Source organism: Tsuneonella dongtanensis (genome assembly GCF_001698205.1).
GTDB lineage: Bacteria > Pseudomonadota > Alphaproteobacteria > Sphingomonadales > Sphingomonadaceae > Tsuneonella > Tsuneonella dongtanensis.
Genome location: NZ_CP016591.1, coordinates 1,580,302 through 1,598,387, shown reverse-complemented (window position 1 = coordinate 1,598,387; position 18,086 = coordinate 1,580,302). Strand labels below are relative to the sequence as shown.

Below are 18,086 nucleotides of genomic sequence, written 5' to 3'. Positions count from 1 at the left end.
GAACCCGCAACACACGGGCGACCGACGGCGAAGCGGTCCCGCGGAACGAAGTCGCAGGCAGAGCATCTCCAAACAATGATCGGATTGATCCTGGTCACACACGGCCGACTGGCCGAGGAATTCGTGAGCGCGATGGAGCACGTCGTCGGCCCGCAAGAGCGGATCGCCACGATCTGCATCGGGCCGCATGACGACATGGAAAAGCGCCGCGAGGAAATCGCCACCGCCATCCGCGACGTCGATACGGGCGCAGGCGCGATCGTGCTGACCGACCTGTTCGGCGGTACGCCGTCCAACCTCGCGATCTCGCTGCTCGACGCGGGGCGCGTCGAGGTGATCGCCGGAATCAATCTGCCGATGCTCATCCGCCTCGCGGGAGCGCGAAAGTCGATGGATGTCGGCGCCGCAGTCTCCGCCGCGCGCGATGCCGGCAAAAACTACATCACGATCGCGTCCGAGTTCCTCTCCGCCGACGCCTGCGCCAAGAAGAAGGCGGCTTCGTGAGCGAGTCCCGCCGGACCTGCACGATCGTCAACCAGCGCGGGCTTCATGCGCGCGCGAGCGCGAAGTTCGTGAACGCCGTGTCGGTGCTTCCGGATGGCTGTTCGGTGCGTGTCGCGAAAGACGGTAACGAGGCCGTGGGCGGGTCGATACTGGGCCTGATGATGCTGGGCGCGGCCAAGGGTGACAGCGTCGAAATCATCGTCGCAGGCGACGAAACCGGGACCGTGCTCGACAGACTTTGCGCGATGATCGACGACGGGTTCGGCGAAGATTGATGGACGCGCCCGGCCGGAGGACGATCACCGGCTTTTCCAACCCCACGGTCAAGGCGCTCCGGGCCTTGCGCGACAAGAAGCATCGCCAGCGCGATGGCCGTTTCCTCGCCGAAGGCTTGCGCCTGCTGACCGATGCGCGCGAGTCGGGCATTCTCCCGCAGATGCTGGTCATGGCCGAAGGGCGGGAGCAGCACGCGCTGCTCGATGCGCTCGAAGCAGACGTCCTCGCGAGCGGCGGCGAGGTGATCGAGACATCGCCGGATATCCTCGCGAAGATCACCGGAAAGGACAATCCGCAGGCCGTGGCGGGCGTGTTCCAACAAATGGCCACCGACCTCGCTTCGATTGATCGCGGCTCGGCAGAGATCTGGCTCGTGGCGCAGGCGCTGCGCGACCCTGGCAATCTTGGGACGATGCTGCGGACCGGCGACGCAGTCGGCGCGGGCGGCCTCATCCTGATCGACGACTGCGCGGACCCTTTCTCGGTCGAAGCAGTCCGCGCGAGCATGGGAGCGATATTCACGCAAGCGATTGCGCAGGCGCGGTGGGACGAGTTCCTTCCCTGGTTGCGCTCGGGTCCCGGCCAACTCGTCGCCGCGTCGCTGCGGGACGCCGTGCCCTATCGCGGGGCGCCCTACTCAGCGCCGTGTTTCATCCTCATCGGAAACGAATCTCGCGGTCTGCCCGAAGAGTACGAGGCCGCCTGCGACCTGCGCGTCACGATGCCGATGCGCGGGCGCGCCGACAGCCTCAACGCCGCCATCGCGGCAGCGGTTCTCGCTTACGAGGTGCTCGACTCGCTTGGCTAGTCGCCCGCGATCAGGGTGGTGAAGCTCCACTTCCCGTCGCGGCTCGAGGCAAGAAGCCGGTATCCCGCGATCGGCCGCAGCTTGTCCGCCTCGATGAAGCCGACTTTGCCGTCCGACGTCTTGACCTGGTGAAACGCGGCATCGGGCTTGAAGCTGCCGACCAGCGTGACCGCGTCCCACGAGATCGGCGCAATGACCTTGCCCGATGCATCGGCCGTCTCGCGCAGCGGCACATCTTCCCCCATCACGATGATCGAGTTGAGGACGTCGAGTTCGCCGAAGTCCTGAGCGAAGTACCAAGGCAGCGTGATGCCGCCGACCTCGCTCTTGGCGCAGCCGAGGGTGACGAGGGTCGCAAGCTCGTCCCAGAGGTCATAAGTCGGATCGGCGAGGCGCTTGCGAAGTTCCGCGGTGCCCGACCCGCCGCCGAAATCAAGCTCGACGTCCTTTGCCGCCAGCGCGATCAGCGCATCGGTGTCGCGCGTTGAAACGGCCCTTGCCAGGGCCGCGCGGAATTCCGCCGCGCCCTTCACATCGCCGCATTCGTCGCGCGGAGCGTAAGGCCCCTTGGCGAGCTTGGGCGGCGGTGCCTGCACCTGCTCGACAACCTTGTCGGCGGCCTTGCTGATCGCCTCGGACGGCGCGTTCTCCTGGCTGCAGGCAGCAAGCACCATTGGAAAAACTGCAACGGCAACTAAGTGTCTCATGGGCATCCACTAACCATCCAAGTGCATACCGTGCAACTCAATCGTCAGCGACTGGCTCCGCGTCCTCCGTCGAAGCCTCGACATAGCGTGGTGCGGCTTCGACGAGCGGAATGTCCTCGATCTCGCGCTTGCCGATCTCGATGCCCTTGTCCTTGAGGCGGCGCCCGGCGGAAAGAACATTGCGCTCGAAACTGCCGACGAACTTGTTGTAGTTGTTGACTGCGGTTTCGAGCCCACCGCCCACGCGCTTCATGTGCTCGGCGGCGACCGCAAGCCGGTCGTAGAGTTCCGCCCCCGCCCTGCCGATCTCGACCGCCTCGCGGGCGATCGTGTCCTGCCGCCAGACCTGGGCGACGGTGCGGGCAATCGCCACCAGGTTGGTAGGAGTGGCTAGCAAGACCTTGTTGCGGAACGCGAAATCCCAAAGCTCCGGATCGTGTTCCAACGCCGCTGCGACGAAGTGCTCGCCGGGGACGAACATCACCACGTAATCCGGCGCTTCCTCGAACTGGCTCTGGTAGCTTTTCGCGCCAAGGGTCTGGACATGGTTGCGCATCGAGCGCGCGTGGAGATCGAGGTGACGGCGACGCTCATCCTCGTCGTCGGCTTCGAACGCCGCCTGATAGGCGTTGAGCGATACCTTCGCGTCGATCACCAGCTTCTTCTGACCCGGGACGCGGACGATCGCGTCAGGGCGCAGCCGACCTTCGTCGGTATCCATCGAATGCTCGAGCTCGAAATCGGTGTGCTCGGAAAGGCCGCACTGCTCGAGGACGTTCTGCAGCGCACGCTCGCCCCAGCGGCCGCGCGCCTTGGGTGCATTGGTCAAGGAATTGCCGAGCCGCGCCGCCTCGCGCCGGACCTCTTCTTGCCCGGCCCGCATCGCCTCGATCATGCCGGCGAGCTGGCCGAAGGCGTCGACGCGCTGCTTCTCGAGCGTCTCGACCTGGGTCTCGTACGCCTTCAGCCTTTCGCCGACCGGCTGGAGGAGCGCGGCGATCGCTTCCTTGTTCGACTTTTCGGCATGGCCGAACCGCTCGGCCGCACGGGCGAGGAACATTTCCTGCGCCTTTCCAAGCACTTGCGCGCCGGTGTTCTCGAATTCTTTGAGGAGCTTCTCGCGGCTTTCCTCGAGAAGACGCTTCTGCTCGGCAAAGCCAGCGGCCTGCGCCTTCAGCCCGGTGAGTTCATTGCGCGCGGCATCGAGCGATGCCGCCAGTCCGTCAGCGCGGGCTGCGCGCTCGCTCATGGTCGCAAGCTCGGGGACCATCCGCGCCAGCTTGTCGGACAGGTCGCGCGCCTCCGTGTCGCGCTCGCCGTGTCGCGCCTTCCAGTCCGCAGCTGCCCGTCCCCAAACCAGCCACCCCGCGACCACGCCAAGGGCGAGCGCCACTACGATCAATCCGATTGCCAGAGCATCCATTGCAGGGAACATAGGCGGAACGCCTGCGGCAGGGAAGCCCCCGGCGGAACTATCCACCGCGCTCGTTCGTCAGTCCCTTGCAAAGGAGACAAACCCATGTCGATCAAGGAAATGATCCGCGAGCACCCGCAAGTCGGTGCCGATTACAACGAGGCCCTCGCCGAGGCGGTCAAACACGCGATGTATTGCGCGGCGATCTGTAATTCGTGCGCCGACGCGTGCAGCGCCGAGAGCATGGACATGAGCCGGTGCATTCGGCTGTGCAGCGACTGTTCGGACATCTGCACCGCCACCTATCGCGTGGCGACGCGGCGCACCTCCGGCAACGTTGCGGTTATCGAATCGATGCTGAAGACGTGCATCGCGGCGTGTGAGGCTTGTGCCGACGAATGCGAGAAGCACGACAACGACCATTGCCGCCGCTGCGCGCGGATGTGCCGTGAATGCGCCGACGATTGCCGCAAGGCGCTTGAAGGGATGAAGGCGCACGCCTGACCCGGCGCGCGGGCGGTCTGCGCGTCAGGCCGCCCGCAGCTTTTGCAGCTTCTTCAAGGCCATCTGCCGCTTGAGGCGGCTGAGGTGATCGATGAACAGGATCCCTTCGAGGTGATCCATCTCGTGCTGCATGCACGTGGCAGCGAGCCCCTCCATCACCTCTTCATGAAAATTGCCGTCCAGATCCTGCCAGCGAACGCGGCACCGGGCCGGGCGATCGACGTCGGCGTAAATGTCCGGGACCGACAGGCATCCTTCCTGATAGGTCGCCAGTTCGTCCGCCGGATCGAGGATCTCGGGGTTCACGAAGACCCGCGGTTCCTTCCTGGTCGGCTGATGGTGATGATGGTGGCCGTCATGGTCGCAGGCGACCGGCTCGGCGTCGGGATCCTCGGGCTGGAGGTCGACCACCAGCAGCCGCTTGGGCACGCCGACCTGGATCGCCGCAAGACCAATGCCGTTGGCGGCATACATCGTCTCGAACATGTCGTCGACGAGCGTGCGCAGCTCGTCGTCGAACTCGGTGACGGGCGTCGATACGGTCTTCAGCCGGGGGTCCGGCACTTCAAGGATTTCGCGGATGGCCATGCGCCGCAGATAATCACACTGCCGCTGAACGACAAGTGAGTGTCAGCCCACCGGTCGCCTGGCCCTCAACGCCTGCGCCAAAGTCCCTTCGTCGAGGTAGTCGAGCTCGCCGCCGACCGGCAGGCCGTGGGCGAGTTGGGTGATGCGCACCGGCATCCCTTCGAGCCTTTCCGCTATGTAATGCGCGGTCGTCTGCCCCTCGAGCGTAGCGTTGGTCGCCAGGACGACCTCGTCGATCCCGCCTTGCCGCACCCGCTCGAGCAAGATCCCGATCGACAGGTCCTCCGGCCCTACGCCGTCGAGCGCCGACAGCCGCCCGCCGAGCACGTGGTAGCGCCCGGTGAACAGCTTCGCGCGGTCGAGCGCCCAGAGGTCGGCGACATCCTCGACTACGCACAGGCTGCGCTGGTCGCGGCGGGGATCGGTGCAAATGCCGCAGGGGTTCTGCGTGTCGACGTTGCCGCAGGTACCGCACTCGACGAGCTTGTCCTGCACTTCCTGCAGTGCGGACACGAGCTGGCGAAGCGCCGTCTCGCGCCGCTTCACCAGCCACAGCACCGCCCGCCGCGCACTGCGCGGACCCAAGCCGGGCAGGCGCGCCAGCGCTCCGGCCAGCGTCTCGATCTCTTGCGATGCCATGGAGCGGGAGATAGGGGCTGCCCTCCCCCCGCGAAAGGTATCCGAACCGCTTATGCGCATCGTCTTCATGGGTACGCCGGCATTTGCGGTGCCGACGCTTGCCGCGCTCCACGATGCGGGGCACGAGATCGCGGCCGTCTATACCCAGCCGCCCCGCCCCGCCGGTCGCGGCAAGCAGCTCCAGCCCAGCGCGGTGCAGGTCGAGGCGGAGATCCGCCATATCCCGGTGCGCTGCCCTGCCTCGCTCAGGTCGCCGGAGGCCCAGGCCGAGCTCGCGTCGCTGGAGCCCGATCTCGCGGTCGTCGCGGCCTATGGCCTGATCCTGCCGCAAGCCGTGCTCGACATTCCCAGGAACGGTTGCCTCAACGTCCATGCCAGCCTGCTGCCGCATTGGCGTGGTGCGGCACCGATCCAGCGCGCGATCATGGCGGGCGATCCCGTCACCGGCATCACGATCATGCGGATGGAGGCCGGCCTCGATACCGGCCCGATGCTCGCCACGGCGCGCACGCCGATCGAGGACAAGACCGCGGGCGAATTGACCGAGGAGCTCGCCGAGATCGGTGCGCAGCTCTTGGTGGGTACGCTGATCGACCTGCCGATGCTCCATGCCGTGCCGCAGGACGATGCGGAGGCGAGCTACGCACCCAAGATCGACAAGGCCGAGGCCAGGATCGACTGGATCGACGGCGCCGAAGCGATCGAGCGCAAGGTGCGCGGCCTCGCCCCGTTTCCCGGCGCGTGGTTCGAGCTGGATGGCGAGCGGATCAAGGTGCTGAAAGCCCAGGTCGTCGCGCGTGAAGGCAAGCCGGGGACGACACTCGACGACCGGCTCACGATCGCTTGCGGCTATGCAGCGCTGCGCCCGGTGCGCATCCAGCGCGCCGGGAAGCCGGCGATGGACGTCGACGCTTTCCTTCGCGGCAAGCCGATACCGGCAGGAACCCCGATCGGGTGACCCGCTTTGCGCTGACCCTCGAATACGACGGCACCCCGTTCTTCGGCCTGCAGCGCCAGGCCACCGGGCCGAGCGTGCAGCAGGCAGTCGAGGAGGCAGCCGCACGCGTGACCGGCGAGACGGTGACGCTCCGTGCGGCCGGCCGCACCGACACCGGAGTGCATGCGCTTGCGATGCGCGCGCACCTCGACATCGTAAAGGCAATCGAACCCTTCCGGTTGATGGAGGCGCTGAACGCACACCTGCGACCGAACCCGGTGGCCGTTCTGGCGTGCGAGGTGGTGGCCGACGATTGGCACGCGCGGTTTTCATGCATTGGACGCGCCTACGAGTACCGCATCGCCAACCGCCGTGCGCCGCTTACCCTCGAGGCGAACCGCGCCTGGCAGGTGCCTCAGCCGCTTGACGCCGAGGCGATGCACGAGGCTGCGCAAGCGCTTGTCGGAACCCACGACTTCACGACCTTTCGGTCGGTCCAGTGCCAGGCGGCAAGCCCCGTAAAGACGCTCGATCAAATCAGCGTACGGCGGGAGCAAGAGCACGTGATCGTCGCGGCCGCCGCGCGCAGCTTCCTGCATCACCAGGTGCGCAGCATGGTGGGCTGCCTCGCGCTCGTCGGCATGGGGCGCTGGCGCATCGGCCAAGTTGCCGAGGCCCTAGAAGCGCGCGACCGTCAGGCGCTCGGCCTCAATGCGCCGCCGCATGGACTCTACTTCATGCGCGCGGTCTATCCCGGCGAGGGCTAGCCAACATCGCCCTGCGGGCCTAGCGACAGTTTCAAACCGCAACTGGGAGACTCGGATCATGGCGACCACCGGCAAGCAGCTCTTCACCACCCTCACCCCCGACGGCAACCTGACGCTCGAGGTAGTCGAGAGCGAATTCCGCGAGCCGACCGGCAACCAGGTGCTGGTGAAGATGGAGGCGGCCCCGATCAACCCGTCCGATCTCGCGATCCTGACGAGCGCCGCAGATTTCGAGAACGCCGAGTATTCCGCCGGCAAGGTCGTGGCGAAGATGCCTGACCCGTTTCTGTCGGGTCAGAGGGCGCGCCACGGCCAGCGCCTGCCCGCCGGCAACGAAGGTGCGGGCACCGTCGTCGCGACCGGCGATTCGGACATGGCCAAGGCACTGATGGGACAGCGCGTCGCCTGCGTGCCGGGCACGGCGTTCTCGCAATACGCAATCGCCGATGCCGCGATGTGCCTGCCGCTCGGTGACCACAGTTCGGAAGCCGGCGCGTCGAGCTTCGTCAACCCGATGACGGCGCTGGGCTTCGTCGAGAACGCGAAGATCGACGGTCAGAATGCGATCCTCCACACTGTCGGTGCATCGAACCTCGGCCTGATGCTCGATCGAATCTGCCGCGAGGACGGGATGGCCCTGGTGAACATCGTGCGCAAACAGGAGCAGGTCGACCAGCTCAAGGCGCAGGGCGCGGAGCACGTCGTCAATTCGTCCGACGGGGACTTCATGGCGAACCTGCGCGCGGCCATCGACGCCACCGACGCATTCTACGGCTTCGACCCGATCGGAGGTGGATCGATGGTCGATTCCTGCTTCAAGGCGATGGAGCAGGTCGCTGTATCGAAGATGAAGGAATACTCGCGCTACGGCTCCACGCAGGCGAAGCGGATGTTCATCTATGGCCGTCTCGACTTCGGCCCGACCATTCTCGCCCCGGCATACGGATTCGGCTGGACGCTGTCTGGCTGGCTCCTGACCCCGTTCCTCCAGATGGCCGGGATGGAAACCACGATGCGGATGCGCAAGCGGGTGCTCGACAATCTGACGACCACCTTCGCCAGCCACTACAAGAGCAAGGTGGATCTCGAGGGCATGCTGACCAAGGACGCGATCCTCGACTACCGCCAGATGAAGACGGGCGAGAAATACCTCGTGACGCCCTGGGGCTAACGTCGGTCGAATTCTTCTTGCATGCGGGCGGGATCGCGCATCCCGCTCGCGAGGAGGACCTGAAGCAGGATCCGCGACTTCGCCGGGCCCAGCCCTCGCGCGGCCACGAAGCCGTACCGATCATCGTCCACTTCGAGATTGCGATCGACCGAGCCCTGGTCGACCCGGCTCGAGCGGACGACCGGCACTCCCGATATAGCGAGAGCCTCGATCACCGGGCCCGGCGCGTTGCCCTGCCCCAATCCGGCAAGCACGAGTCCGGCAGCTCCGTTGCCGAGCGAGCAACCGACTGCGTCGGCGTCCATTCCGGCATAGGCATGGAGAATCGCCACCTTCGGCAGCGCATCGGGCCAAGCAAACCGCGCCCCGCGCCCACTGCGGTCGGGCGGTCCGAACCAGTCGAGCGAAGTTGGGGTGACGTTTCCGATAGGACCGCGCGGGAACCCGCGAAAGGCCTCGGCCCCTCCGGTCGCCGCCTTGCGGACATCGATCGCAGCGAAGACCTGGTCGCTCATCACCACCAGCACGCCCCGGCCCGCAGCCGCTGTGTCGCCGGCCACGCGGACGGCGTTGGCGAGATTGCGCATCCCGTCGCTGCCCACTGCATCCGCCGGCCGCATCGCGCCGACGAGCACCACCGGCTTTCCTGCCGGAAGCGTCAGGTCGAGGAGGAACGCCGTCTCCTCTGCAGTGTCGGTGCCGTGGGTAACGATCACCCCGTCCACGCCGTCATCGGCCATTGCCGCCACGATCTCGCGGTGGAGTGCGTCCCATTGCGGCCATCCGATGTCTTGGGAGCCGATCGCTGCGATGTCCCGACCGGCGAAGGCAGCGTCCAGACCAAGCGTTTCGGCAGCCCCGAGAAGTTCGGCGACCCCGATCTGTCCCGGCCGGTAGCCCCGTTCGATCGCCGAGCCGGCGCTGCCCGCGATGGTACCGCCTGTGGCGAGGATGCGGATACGCGGTGTGTCCATCGCCAGCGCACTAGCCCCGATTGACGCCCAGCGCCAACCGGCTAAAGCGCCCAACCGCGTGAACCCGTTTTCTAGGGGCGCTTAGCTCAGTTGGTAGAGCATCTCGTTTACACCGAGAGGGTCGGCGGTTCGAGCCCGTCAGCGCCCACCACGCAATCCTCCGCATAGCTATTCGACTAGGCGCAGCGCCTCCGGCTTGGCATTGTCGCGGCCATGGCCGTGAACACTGTCGCAATCCTCACCGCAGGCGGTCTCGCGCCGTGCCTCTCTTCCGCCGTCGGCGGGCTGATCGAGCGTTACACCGAGATAGCGCCGGAAGTCCGCATCATCGCGTATCGCAACGGCTACGCCGGCCTGCTGACCGGCGACTGGATCGAGGCAACCGAACAGGTCCGCGCCGCCGCATCGCGCCTCCACGCCTTTGGCGGCAGCCCTATCGGCAATAGCCGGGTCAAACTGACCAACGTCGCCGACTGCGTGAAGCGCGGCCTCGTGCAGGAGGGCGAGGATCCGCTGGCCGTCGCCGCCGCGCAGCTTTCGCGCGACGGGGTCGACGTGCTCCATACGATCGGCGGGGACGATACCAATGGTGCCGCAGCCGACCTTGCCGCCTTTCTCAAGCAAAACGGGTACGATTTGACTGTCGTCGGCCTTCCGAAGACGATCGACAACGACGTCATCCCGATCCGCCAATCACTCGGCGCGTGGACGGCGGCCGAGCAGGGCGCCGTTTTCGCTCGCAACGTCATCGCCGAACACACCGCCAATCCGCGCATGCTGACCATCCACGAGGTCATGGGCCGCAATTGCGGTTGGCTGACCGCGGCAACCGCGCTCGAGCACCACCAATGGGTCAAGAGCGCACCATTTGCGGAATGGATGGAAAACGCCGCGGCCCGCTGGGACGTGCACGGCGTCTATGTGCCCGAAATGGCGCTCGACATCGAGGGCGAGGCGCATCGCCTGAAGGCGATCATGGACTCGCAGGGCGGCGTGAACCTGTTCGTTGCCGAAGGCGCGGGCGTGAGCGAGATCGTCGCCGCAATGGAAGCAGCCGGTGACGAGGTACCGCGCGATCCCTTCGGCCACGTCCAGCTCGACAAGGTCAATCCCGGCCAGTGGTTCGGCAAGCGTTTTGCCGAACAGCTCGGGGCCGAGAAGGTGCTCGTGCAGAAGAGCGGCTACTTCTCGCGCTCGGCGCCTGCGAACGAGACCGATCGTGCCCTGATCGATGCCTGCGTGCGCAACGCGGTCGATGCAGCCCTCGCAGGCGAATCGGGCGTGATCGGCAACGACGAGGAGCGCGGCGACGAACTGCGCACGATCGAGTTCGAACGGATCAAGGGCGGCAAGCGGTTCGACATCGAAACGCCGTGGTTTGCCGATCTTCTGCGGGACATCGGGCAGGCCTGAGCCCCGCCGCCCCGGTCAGCTTCCGATGGCTTCGTCCACCAGCGCCTTGGCCTCCGGGCTCTGCCAGTCGTAACCCCCGACGACCCGCGCCACTTCCTGGCCGCTCGCATCGTAGAGCACGGTAGTCGGCAAGACCCCGTCGCCCCCCAGCGCGGTCGAAAGGTCGGTTTCACGGTCAAGCCAAGGCTCGAGGTGGGCGTACTTGGCCTTGGCGAAGAACGGCACGACTTTCTCCGCACCCTGAAGGTCCTGGCTCGCGACGATCACCCGCATCTTGCCTTCGTATTGGCCGGCAAGTGCATCGAGCAACGGCATTTCCTCGACACACGGTGCGCACCACGTCGCCCAGAGGTTGAGCAGGACCGGCTGCCCCGTCAGCGCGCCTGTGTTGAGTTCCTTGCCATCCGGATGAGCCAACGCCACCGCGGGGAGCAGATCGCCTGCGCGGCTGCGGTCTATCGTTCCGGTCAGCGCAGCTCCCTGCGCCTCCGCTTGCGGCTCGGCGGGGTCTTCCCTACTGCACGCGCCAACCAGGCAAGCCGAAAGAACCAGCGTGAGCGATAGTCTGAGCGACAAGACGAACTCCCATGACGGCGCGGCCAATGCGATGTGGGGCGGGCGCTTCGCCGAGGGACCTAGCGCGATCATGCGCGAAATCAACGCCTCGATTCCGTTCGACAAGGCACTGTGGCGGCAGGACATCGCCGCGAGCAAGGCGCATGTCGCGATGTTGGGGTCCCAGGGGATCGTCTCGGCGGAAGACGCGCAGGCGATCGCCGATGGTCTCGACCAAGTCGCCGCCGAGTACGAAGCGAACGGAGTGCCCGAGAACTGGGATCTCGAGGACATCCACATGGTCACCGAGAGCCGCCTGGCCGAGCTCATCGGCGCGCCCGCGGGCAGGCTCCACACAGGCCGCAGCCGCAACGACCAGGTGGCGACGGACTTCCGCCTGTGGGTGCGCGATGCAATCGACCAGGTCGACGCGGGCCTCGCCGACCTCCAGCGCGCACTGGTAGGCCGCGCGGGCGAACACGCCGCCAGCATCATGCCCGGCTTCACCCACCTGCAGACCGCGCAGCCGGTGACGCTAGGGCATCACCTGATGGCCTATTACGAAATGATCAGGCGCGACCGCAGTCGCTTTGCCGATGCGCGCACGCGGATGAACGAAAGCCCCCTCGGCTCGGCAGCACTTGCCGGTACCGGGTTTCCTCTCGATCGCGACGCGACTGCCGCCGCTCTCGGTTTCGACCGGCCTACCGCGAACAGCCTCGATGCCGTGAGCGACCGCGACTTCGCGCTCGATTACCTGCAGGCGGCTGCCCAGTGCGCCTTGCACCTCAGCCGCCTCGCCGAAGAGTTGATCCTGTGGGCAAGCCAGCCCTTCGGCTTCGTCCGCCTGCCCGATGCGCTGAGTACCGGCAGTTCCATCATGCCGCAGAAGAAGAACCCCGATGCAGCCGAGCTCGTACGTGGGCACGCGGGGCGCATCGTCGGCTGTCTCACGGCGCTGATGGTGACGATGAAGGGTCTTCCCCTCGCCTATTCGAAGGACATGCAGGACGACAAGCCGCCGGTTTTCGAGGCGCACGGGCTTCTCGCCCTCAGCATCGCGGCGATGACGGGAATGGTGTCGGGAAGCGATTTTCGCACCGACCGGATGCGACAGGCCGCCGAGCTCGGCTACGCGACGGCAACCGACCTCGCCGACTGGCTCGTTCGCGAGGCGGACGTGCCCTTTCGTGAAGCGCATCACATTACGGGCGCGGCGGTCAAGCTTGCCGAGGCCCGTGGTGTCGCGCTCGATGCGCTGACCCTCGCGGAGCTGCAGGCAATCGACCAGCGGATCGACCAGCGGGTCTTTGCCGCGCTGTCTGTCGATGCATCGGTCGCGGCGCGCGCCAGCTATGGCGGCACGGCGCCGGTGCGGGTAAGGGAACAGATCGCCGACGCGAAGATCGTGCTCGACATGGAGTCCTAGATGAAGCGCACGCTTGCTCTTTTCCCGGCACTCGCCCTCGTCCTGATGCTCGGCGCGTGCGGTCAGAAAGCCGATCTCGAACCGCTCCCGGGGCAGGCTCTGCCGCCGGCACCGTTCGGGGCGAAGGCGCAACCCGACGCGCAGGACTTGCTGGCACCCGATCCGCTGGCCGCGCCCGAGCGCTCGGTCGAACTGCGCAAGCGTTCGGAAGAACGTCAGGACGACCCTTTCGACCTTCCTCCGGAATGAACGTCGGGCCCTGACACCCGATAACCTGCGGCCATGCCCGGCCAAGCAAGGCTTGCTTGGCGCGCTTGCCCGACGCGGCTAATCGCCACCCCGATGGATCATTTCGCGCTTCGCAACGGCGTCCTCCACGTCGAGGACGTACCCCTTCCCGCCATTGCGGAGGCGGTCGGTACGCCGGTCTACGTCTATTCGCGCGCGACCCTCGTCCGTCATGCGCAGGTCTTCCGCGAAGGCCTGTCCGGCCTCGACGATCCGCACATTGCGTTCGCCGTAAAGTCGAATCCCAATCTCGCAGTCTTGCGGGTGCTCGCGAAGGAGGGCTTCGGCGCCGATGTCGTGAGCGGCGGCGAACTGACACGTGCGCTGGCGGCCGGCATGAAGCCGGACGACGTGGTCTTCTCCGGCGTCGGCAAGACCCACGCCGAGCTTGTCCAGGGGATCGAGGTGGGCATCGGGCAATTCAACATCGAAAGCGAAGAGGAAGGCCACGAGCTTTCGCTCATCGCCCAGCGCCGCGGGGTCCGCGTGGCTTGCGCGCTGCGGGTCAACCCGGACGTCGATGCCCGCACTCACGAGAAGATCTCGACCGGCAAGCGCGAGAACAAGTTCGGTGTGCCGCTCGATCGCGCGGCCTCGATCTATGCCACGCTTGCAGAGCAGCCCGGGCTAGAGATGCGCGGAGTGGCAGTTCATATCGGCAGCCAGCTGGGCGACCTCGATCCGCTCGAGACGGCATTCACCAAGCTCGGCGCGCTGATCGCCGAACTGCGCGCCAACGGTCAGACGGTCACCCATGCCGACCTCGGCGGCGGGCTTGGGGTTCCGTACAAAAAGGGCGAAACCTATCCGACCCCGGCGGAATATGGCGCCATGGTGGCGCGGGTGACCCGGGACTGGGGCGTGCGCCTGTCGTTCGAGCCGGGCAGGGTAATCGCGGGCAACGCGGGGGTTCTCCTTACCCGCGTCATCCGCTCGAAGCGTAGCGGAAACGGCCCGCCGTTCGTGATCGTCGATGCCGCAATGAACGACCTCGCCCGCCCCGCGATGTACGGCGCCTGGCACGATTTCGATGCCGTGGAACCCACCGGCGAGCGGATGACCGCGCATATAGTCGGTCCGATCTGCGAAACTGGCGATACCTTCGCCATGGACCGGGAAATCGATGCCTTGTCGGCGGGGGACCTCGCGGTGTTCCGGACCGCCGGCGCCTACGGCGCGACGATGGCTTCGAGCTACAACAGCCGCGGGTACGTTGCCGAGGTGCTGGTCGACGGGGACAGATTCGCCGTGGTTGCCGACCGGATCATGCCGCATTCGATCATGGACGCCGAGCGGGTCCCCGAATGGCTTTGAATTCCCTCCCGCTCTTCCATCGCATTGCGGGGAAGCGGGTGGTTGTGCTCGGCGATGGAGACGCTGCAGAAGCCAAGCGAAGGCTGGTCGAGCGCGCGGGCGGGATCTGCTGCGGAGAGCCGGAGGCGCATCACGCATCGCTCGCCTTCGTTGCCGTCGACGATCAGCGCCAGGCCGAAGCTGCAGCCATTCGCTTGCGCTGCAAGGGGCTGCTGGTGAACGTCACCGACCGTCCCGAGCTGTGCGATTTCACTGTTCCGAGCATTCTCGATCGCGAACCCGTTATCCTGGCGGTTGGGACCGGAGGTGCTTCGGCGGGACTGGCGAAGCAATTGCGCCTGCAGCTCGAACGGCTTCTGCCGCCGTCGCTCGGTCGCCTCGCGATCGCGCTTCAGTCTGCCCGCGCGGCAATGCGTGAACGCTGGCCCGATGCCGCCGGCCGCCGCCGGGCGCTCGACGTAGCGCTTGCGCCGGGAGGTGTGCTTGACCCGCTCAGCGACGGTGCGGACGAGCGTGTGGACAGCTGGCTGCATGGCTCGCACGACGCGAACGCGAGCGGGACGCGCGAGATCTTGCTTGCGAGCGCCGACCCCGACGATCTGACGCTACGTCAGGCGCGCTGGCTCGGCGAGGCGGATACGGTCCTGCACGATGACGGCGTGCCCGCGAGCATTCTCGATCGCGCGCGTGCGGACGCGGTCCGCGGGCCGGTCGACGGCGATCCCGGCGGCCTGACGGTGGTGATCCGTTTCGGGCCCTGAGCTATGTCTTCGTCAGGGCGTCGTCATCTCGAGGTTATCGAACCGGAAATTTCCCGAGCCGCAGAAAGCCTGGGCCCTGCCCACGCCCATGTTGGCGAAGGTGATCGGCACGACCAGGTCGTCAAGCGTCAGGCGGCCCACGCCAGCCGGATCGAGATCGAGTCCGAACCGGAAAGAACCGTTCAGCGGGATGTCCCGCACTGCCTGCTGCACCGGCTTGCCATCGGTAAGTCCGACGATCGCTACCGAGAGTGCAGTTGCATCGGCCTTTGCCTTTACTGCACGGACGCCGATTGCATTCTTGCCATCCGCCGAGGTCACCAGCAGACCTGCCAGCGGCGGTGTCTTGCCGGAACGCAATGTGCGCGCGGTGACCATCGCGGTCATTCTCACGGCGGGACCGATCGCGCTGGAAACCGACGACGAATGCGCCTCGGGCACATCGCAATCGAACGTGAGCGGTGCCGCGGCAACCTGCGCCGGCAAAGCGACGAGCAGCGCAGCCCCGATCGAGGCGGCCATCGAACCAATACGGCGCATGAGTTTCGTCCTGTTGCGATCCTGAACCCGTATTGTCGCGACTATCGGCGCGACTCGCAAGCAGGTTTCGCTGGCGCTGCAGTAGCTTCTAGGCAGCACCGATTGCAGCGAGGCGACTGATCAACGACGCGTCGTCGAACGGCTTGATCACATACTCATCGGCGCCTGCCTCGATACCCTTGTGGATATCGCGCGCGCCCGAGTTGGTGGTGCAGAACACGACTCGCGGACGGCGATCGGTGGGAATGGCACGCAACGCGGAAACGAAATCGATCCCGCTCATCACCGGCATGTTCCAGTCGGTGATGACGAGGTGCGGCATTGCTGCGCGGCAGCGTGCGAGCCCTTCTTCCCCGTTCTCCGCCTCGATGACAGTGTAGCCCACGCTCTCGACGATCCGCCGCGCGACCTTGCGGATCATCCGCGAGTCGTCGACGACCAGGCAAGTGCGCTGGCCGGCTTGCGTCGGTGTCGCCGCCACTTGTGCGGGAGCGGGAGAAGGCGAGTCAGCATGTGTCGCAGACTGCGGCGGAACGGCTCCTTGCGGACCGTTCATGCGCTTGATCAACCCGTGTATGGCACGAACTCCTCTTCGCCATAGACCGGCCGCTCGCCAGCGAGATAGTCGGGCGCGAGCTCGGTATCCCCGATCGGGCGCTGTGCCGGGGCCGGTTGACCCAGGTTCGCCTTCTCCGTGGGCGTCATGCAGACATGGAGGTAGGGCACCCAGACATCGCCGAAATCAGCCTTCTGGTACCACAGGTCGAGGACGTCGTAGCTGGCCCAGCACCCATCGGGCTCCAGGAGCCGGATACCTTCGCCGATGCGCGGCACCGCGGCAAAGCGGATGCGATGCTGGGACTGATGGGTTTCGTTCTGGATTTCGACTTCGATCACCGGTGCGGCACCCCTTGATTGAGGGTCACCCTAAAGCGAAATGGTTGCCGAAGTTTCAACTTGCCGGGCGTTGCCTTTCGCGAGTCAGATTGCCGACTTGCCGTCCTTGCCAAGCTCGTGAAAATATCGCGCCATCGCGTCGACCGCCTTGTCCGAAAGCTCGATGAAGGCGCGGCGGCGGTCGGTCTCGTCCTCCACCCGCACGAGCAAGCCCGCCTCGGACATCTGCGCGATCCACCGCAAGGCCGTCGTCGGGGGAACGCCGCTGGCGATACACAACGAAGTGACCGAGACACGGGTATGCTCTGCCCGCGCTGCGGTGAGATCGAGCAGGATGTCCCAAGCGGGATCGGCAAAGAGGTCGCCCCCGAGGAATTCGGCGCGAAGCTGGCGCTGGCGGATGATCTTGCGCACCAGCCGTGGATCGGGAAGCGGGGGTCTTGGTGGGCGGATCAGCCTGCGTTCGCCTTCGTCGCCGTCGCCGCGAAATTCGTCGCCAGGCGATTCGAGCCGGAAGGCGCGCGGCTCGTCAGATGAGAGACGATCGATCTGCGCCGCAATCTGCGCGACCTGCTCGGTCAGGCGATGCAGGGTAAGGCGATCCTGCTCGTCGAGTTCGCGCAACCTCATGCGCGGAATCTTGAGCAATGCGCGCCCGAGGGCAATTACGCGTTCCCCCCTAGTCGGCTCGACCATGATCTCCGCGCCCGACCGGTCGAGACACCCGAAAACCGTCTCCAGCATCGCCATCGACGTGGTGACGATCAGCGGTAGACCGGACTCGGCCGCGCGCTGGTCGAGTTGCATGATCGCTGCAATCGTCGCGCCGTCGTGGACCGGGCAATCGACGAGGAGGACATCGCACCGGAAAGGCGGCGCCGTTTCGTCGAGTTCGGCGAGGAGGTCGTACTCCACCGTCCCGTACCCTGCGACGACGGCATCTTCGCGGAGGTTCGCAACCATCGTCGGACGCGCTGAGTAAATCCCGACGACAGATGCAATCGAATCGGCAACCGCCGGTCCGTAGGCGAAATCCTCCTGCCTCATGTCGCGACCTCCTCAGCAACCCAGACGAACAGGAGTAGAACGCGAGAACCTGAAGTCAATGTGGATCAAGGTCTTATCTCGATAGGCGTCCCGTCCTCGATCACCTCCCACAGGATCTCGATCTCGGCATTCGACACCGCGATGCAGCCGTCGGTCCAGTCGCCGACCATGCGCAGATCGCTTGGGAGCGCATTGGGCTGCCCATGGATGAAGATGTCTCCACCGGGCGACCTGCCCTGCGCCGTGGCGAAAGCGCGATCGGCAGCGTTCGGATAGTCGATCCTGAGGCTCAGGTGGTAGGCGCTTCGCGGGTTGCGGGTGTGGATCGTATAGCGTCCCTCGGGTGTGCGCTCGTCGCCTTCGAATTGCTTGTGCCCATCGGGCGCATCGCCGAACTGGATGCCGGCGATCGTCCAGGTGGGCTGTCCTGCGGTGTAGAGCGTCAGCGTACGATCCGACTTGTCGACCAGCACCAGGTCCGCGACGGGAGGATGGGCCTGGGCCGACGTGCATCCCGCCAATATCAGCAAGGCGGTCAGCCGTACGCGCATTC

Annotated in this window: 23 protein-coding genes and 1 tRNA gene; 13 read left to right on the top strand and 11 right to left on the bottom strand. The window is 66.0% G+C overall.

All coding sequences use genetic code 11. From position 1 onward, the window contains the following. Positions 1–75: 75 nt before the first annotated feature. From A6F68_RS07745 to A6F68_RS07735, 3 genes are read left to right on the top strand one after another with little or no spacing between them, the layout of a single operon-like run. Positions 76–504, top strand: a complete 429-nt coding sequence (locus tag A6F68_RS07745; RefSeq protein WP_067678194.1) for a PTS sugar transporter subunit IIA — start codon at positions 76–78, stop codon at positions 502–504. Beyond that, positions 501–779 carry an HPr family phosphocarrier protein gene (locus A6F68_RS07740; RefSeq protein ID WP_067678192.1) on the top strand — a complete coding sequence of 93 codons (279 nt, stop codon included), beginning with the start codon at positions 501–503 and terminating at the stop codon, positions 777–779. The genes A6F68_RS07745 and A6F68_RS07740 overlap by 4 nt, the downstream gene beginning before the upstream one ends. Continuing rightward, positions 779–1,588, top strand: a complete 810-nt coding sequence (locus A6F68_RS07735; RefSeq protein WP_067678189.1) for a TrmH family RNA methyltransferase — start codon at positions 779–781, stop codon at positions 1,586–1,588. The genes A6F68_RS07740 and A6F68_RS07735 overlap by 1 nt, the downstream gene beginning before the upstream one ends. Here A6F68_RS07735 and A6F68_RS07730 read toward each other — a convergent pair. Together A6F68_RS07730 and A6F68_RS07725 are read right to left on the bottom strand one after the other, a co-directional pair. Next, on the bottom strand, positions 1,585–2,262 hold the full coding sequence (locus A6F68_RS07730; protein WP_067678186.1) for a hypothetical protein: 678 nt from the start codon (positions 2,260–2,262) through the stop codon (positions 1,585–1,587). The genes A6F68_RS07735 and A6F68_RS07730 overlap by 4 nt on opposite strands. 70 nt (positions 2,263–2,332) lie before the next feature. After that, a complete protein-coding gene (locus A6F68_RS07725; RefSeq protein ID WP_067678183.1) occupies positions 2,333–3,718 on the bottom strand; it encodes a DNA recombination protein RmuC in 1,386 nt (461 codons plus the stop codon). Positions 3,719–3,814: 96 nt separating this feature from the next. Between A6F68_RS07725 and A6F68_RS07720 the strand changes: the two genes are divergently transcribed. Beyond that, a complete protein-coding gene (locus tag A6F68_RS07720) occupies positions 3,815–4,213 on the top strand; it encodes a four-helix bundle copper-binding protein (RefSeq protein ID WP_067678180.1) in 399 nt (132 codons plus the stop codon). Between the two features lie 24 nt (positions 4,214–4,237). On the opposite strand, the gene A6F68_RS07715 is transcribed toward A6F68_RS07720, so the two are convergent. Next, the gene (locus A6F68_RS07715) at positions 4,238–4,801 is read right to left on the bottom strand and encodes a peptide deformylase (protein WP_067678177.1); all 564 of its coding nucleotides are present in this window, start codon (positions 4,799–4,801) and stop codon (positions 4,238–4,240) included. A gap of 42 nt (positions 4,802–4,843) precedes the next feature. Then, on the bottom strand, positions 4,844–5,440 hold the full coding sequence (gene recR, locus A6F68_RS07710) for a recombination mediator RecR (protein ID WP_067678174.1): 597 nt from the start codon (positions 5,438–5,440) through the stop codon (positions 4,844–4,846). A gap of 52 nt (positions 5,441–5,492) precedes the next feature. Here recR and fmt point away from each other — a divergent pair, with 52 nt between their 5' ends. From fmt to A6F68_RS07695, 3 genes are read left to right on the top strand one after another with little or no spacing between them, the layout of a single operon-like run. Continuing rightward, complete coding sequence (gene fmt, locus A6F68_RS07705) at positions 5,493–6,398, top strand: methionyl-tRNA formyltransferase (RefSeq protein WP_067678171.1); 906 nt, start codon at positions 5,493–5,495, stop codon at positions 6,396–6,398. Beyond that, a complete protein-coding gene (gene truA, locus A6F68_RS07700) occupies positions 6,395–7,144 on the top strand; it encodes a tRNA pseudouridine(38-40) synthase TruA (protein ID WP_067678169.1) in 750 nt (249 codons plus the stop codon). The genes fmt and truA overlap by 4 nt, the downstream gene beginning before the upstream one ends. A 58-nt stretch (positions 7,145–7,202) precedes the next feature. Continuing rightward, positions 7,203–8,315 (top strand): zinc-binding dehydrogenase, encoded by a 1,113-nt coding sequence (locus A6F68_RS07695; RefSeq protein WP_067678166.1) that lies wholly within the window; start codon positions 7,203–7,205, stop codon positions 8,313–8,315. Here A6F68_RS07695 and A6F68_RS07690 read toward each other — a convergent pair. After that, the gene (locus A6F68_RS07690; protein WP_067678163.1) at positions 8,312–9,289 is read right to left on the bottom strand and encodes an asparaginase; all 978 of its coding nucleotides are present in this window, start codon (positions 9,287–9,289) and stop codon (positions 8,312–8,314) included. The two genes, A6F68_RS07695 and A6F68_RS07690, sit on opposite strands and share 4 nt — an antisense overlap. Positions 9,290–9,364: 75 nt before the next feature. On the opposite strand from A6F68_RS07690, the gene A6F68_RS07685 reads away from it, so the two are divergent. Together A6F68_RS07685 and A6F68_RS07680 are read left to right on the top strand one after the other, a co-directional pair. Then, positions 9,365–9,440 (top strand) — tRNA-Val (locus tag A6F68_RS07685). A gap of 62 nt (positions 9,441–9,502) precedes the next feature. Continuing rightward, positions 9,503–10,702, top strand: a complete 1,200-nt coding sequence (locus tag A6F68_RS07680) for a pyrophosphate--fructose-6-phosphate 1-phosphotransferase (protein ID WP_067678160.1) — start codon at positions 9,503–9,505, stop codon at positions 10,700–10,702. Positions 10,703–10,717: 15 nt separating this feature from the next. Here the strand turns inward: A6F68_RS07680 and A6F68_RS07675 are convergent, their stop codons facing one another. Then, the gene (locus A6F68_RS07675) at positions 10,718–11,278 is read right to left on the bottom strand and encodes a TlpA family protein disulfide reductase (RefSeq protein ID WP_067682291.1); all 561 of its coding nucleotides are present in this window, start codon (positions 11,276–11,278) and stop codon (positions 10,718–10,720) included. A gap of 31 nt (positions 11,279–11,309) precedes the next feature. Here A6F68_RS07675 and argH point away from each other — a divergent pair, with 31 nt between their 5' ends. From argH to A6F68_RS07655, 4 genes are all read left to right on the top strand, one after another. Continuing rightward, on the top strand, positions 11,310–12,686 hold the full coding sequence (gene argH, locus A6F68_RS07670) for an argininosuccinate lyase (RefSeq protein WP_067678157.1): 1,377 nt from the start codon (positions 11,310–11,312) through the stop codon (positions 12,684–12,686). Continuing rightward, positions 12,687–12,935, top strand: coding sequence for an LPS translocon maturation chaperone LptM (gene lptM / locus A6F68_RS07665; protein ID WP_067678154.1), 249 nt, complete (start codon positions 12,687–12,689; stop codon positions 12,933–12,935). It abuts the gene before it with no gap. A gap of 93 nt (positions 12,936–13,028) precedes the next feature. Then, positions 13,029–14,288: a diaminopimelate decarboxylase gene (gene lysA, locus A6F68_RS07660; RefSeq protein ID WP_067678151.1), complete on the top strand. Its 1,260-nt coding sequence runs from the start codon at positions 13,029–13,031 to the stop codon at positions 14,286–14,288. Further along, on the top strand, positions 14,279–15,049 hold the full coding sequence (locus A6F68_RS07655) for a precorrin-2 dehydrogenase/sirohydrochlorin ferrochelatase family protein (RefSeq protein WP_067678148.1): 771 nt from the start codon (positions 14,279–14,281) through the stop codon (positions 15,047–15,049). The genes lysA and A6F68_RS07655 overlap by 10 nt, the downstream gene beginning before the upstream one ends. Positions 15,050–15,061: 12 nt before the next feature. Here the strand turns inward: A6F68_RS07655 and A6F68_RS07650 are convergent, their stop codons facing one another. The 5 genes from A6F68_RS07650 to A6F68_RS07630 form a co-directional block, all read right to left on the bottom strand. Further along, positions 15,062–15,589 (bottom strand): hypothetical protein, encoded by a 528-nt coding sequence (locus A6F68_RS07650; protein WP_157096687.1) that lies wholly within the window; start codon positions 15,587–15,589, stop codon positions 15,062–15,064. An 88-nt stretch (positions 15,590–15,677) separates the two neighbouring features. Further along, positions 15,678–16,145, bottom strand: coding sequence for a response regulator (locus A6F68_RS07645; protein ID WP_084001904.1), 468 nt, complete (start codon positions 16,143–16,145; stop codon positions 15,678–15,680). A gap of 8 nt (positions 16,146–16,153) precedes the next feature. Beyond that, positions 16,154–16,486, bottom strand: a complete 333-nt coding sequence (locus A6F68_RS15330; RefSeq protein ID WP_232308095.1) for a hypothetical protein — start codon at positions 16,484–16,486, stop codon at positions 16,154–16,156. Between the two features lie 84 nt (positions 16,487–16,570). Further along, positions 16,571–17,533, bottom strand: coding sequence for a winged helix DNA-binding protein (locus A6F68_RS07635; protein ID WP_067678142.1), 963 nt, complete (start codon positions 17,531–17,533; stop codon positions 16,571–16,573). Positions 17,534–17,598: 65 nt separating this feature from the next. After that, a complete protein-coding gene (locus A6F68_RS07630) occupies positions 17,599–18,084 on the bottom strand; it encodes a L,D-transpeptidase family protein (RefSeq protein WP_067678139.1) in 486 nt (161 codons plus the stop codon). Between the last annotated feature and the right edge of the window lie 2 nt (positions 18,085–18,086).

Coding starts and splice junctions, on each gene's coding strand:
- A6F68_RS07745 (WP_067678194.1), top strand. CDS start 76: ATGATCGGATTGATCCTGGTCACACACGGCCGACTGGCCGAGGAATTC.
- A6F68_RS07735 (WP_067678189.1), top strand. CDS start 779: ATGGACGCGCCCGGCCGGAGGACGATCACCGGCTTTTCCAACCCCACG.
- A6F68_RS07730 (WP_067678186.1), bottom strand. CDS start 2,262: ATGGTGCTTGCTGCCTGCAGCCAGGAGAACGCGCCGTCCGAGGCGATC.
- A6F68_RS07725 (WP_067678183.1), bottom strand. CDS start 3,718: ATGGATGCTCTGGCAATCGGATTGATCGTAGTGGCGCTCGCCCTTGGC.
- A6F68_RS07720 (WP_067678180.1), top strand. CDS start 3,815: ATGTCGATCAAGGAAATGATCCGCGAGCACCCGCAAGTCGGTGCCGAT.
- A6F68_RS07715 (WP_067678177.1), bottom strand. CDS start 4,801: ATGGCCATCCGCGAAATCCTTGAAGTGCCGGACCCCCGGCTGAAGACC.
- recR (WP_067678174.1), bottom strand. CDS start 5,440: ATGGCATCGCAAGAGATCGAGACGCTGGCCGGAGCGCTGGCGCGCCTG.
- fmt (WP_067678171.1), top strand. CDS start 5,493: ATGCGCATCGTCTTCATGGGTACGCCGGCATTTGCGGTGCCGACGCTT.
- A6F68_RS07695 (WP_067678166.1), top strand. CDS start 7,203: ATGGCGACCACCGGCAAGCAGCTCTTCACCACCCTCACCCCCGACGGC.
- A6F68_RS07690 (WP_067678163.1), bottom strand. CDS start 9,289: ATGGACACACCGCGTATCCGCATCCTCGCCACAGGCGGTACCATCGCG.
- A6F68_RS07680 (WP_067678160.1), top strand. CDS start 9,503: ATGGCCGTGAACACTGTCGCAATCCTCACCGCAGGCGGTCTCGCGCCG.
- argH (WP_067678157.1), top strand. CDS start 11,310: ATGTGGGGCGGGCGCTTCGCCGAGGGACCTAGCGCGATCATGCGCGAA.
- lptM (WP_067678154.1), top strand. CDS start 12,687: ATGAAGCGCACGCTTGCTCTTTTCCCGGCACTCGCCCTCGTCCTGATG.
- lysA (WP_067678151.1), top strand. CDS start 13,029: ATGGATCATTTCGCGCTTCGCAACGGCGTCCTCCACGTCGAGGACGTA.
- A6F68_RS07655 (WP_067678148.1), top strand. CDS start 14,279: ATGGCTTTGAATTCCCTCCCGCTCTTCCATCGCATTGCGGGGAAGCGG.
- A6F68_RS07650 (WP_157096687.1), bottom strand. CDS start 15,589: ATGCGCCGTATTGGTTCGATGGCCGCCTCGATCGGGGCTGCGCTGCTC.
- A6F68_RS07645 (WP_084001904.1), bottom strand. CDS start 16,145: ATGAACGGTCCGCAAGGAGCCGTTCCGCCGCAGTCTGCGACACATGCT.
- A6F68_RS07635 (WP_067678142.1), bottom strand. CDS start 17,533: ATGAGGCAGGAGGATTTCGCCTACGGACCGGCGGTTGCCGATTCGATT.
- A6F68_RS07630 (WP_067678139.1), bottom strand. CDS start 18,084: ATGCGCGTACGGCTGACCGCCTTGCTGATATTGGCGGGATGCACGTCG.